At 57.5% G+C, this 360-nt stretch carries 1 pseudogene; it reads left to right on the plus strand.

What is annotated here, in order from left to right:
* Positions 1 to 247: 247 nt before the first annotated feature.
* Positions 248 to 360: pseudogene (locus EN859_RS40055) on the plus strand (UPF0104 family protein); the annotation flags it as partial.

Here is a 360-nt window from a genome sequence, read left to right on the forward strand (position 1 = left end):
AATTCCTTTCGGCGCCGCGCGAACCGGGAAGGACGCAGCAGGCACCTCGATTTGTTTCAAGTTGAGGACAGACTAGCAGCGCGATCCGCAATCACCAAGAGCGGGTGGTCCGTTTTTTGACGACGTCACGCTGGGGCAATCTCTTGCCGGTTGAATAGCCGGCTTCAATCAGGCATGTCTCAGACGAGGGTTCGAAAGGGTCTGGGCAACATCATCTCCATGAGCTTAACCGCATGACGACGACGCCATGAACTGGAGGCGTTATTTCTGGCCGGTCATCGGCATAGCGGCCGTGGTGTTTTCGCTGTGGCTGCTCATTCACGAACTGCGCGGCATTTCACTCGACGACGTCTGGGCCGG

It is taken from the genome of Mesorhizobium sp. M00.F.Ca.ET.216.01.1.1 (assembly GCF_004010325.2).
In the GTDB taxonomy this organism is placed as follows: Bacteria; Pseudomonadota; Alphaproteobacteria; order Rhizobiales; family Rhizobiaceae; genus Mesorhizobium.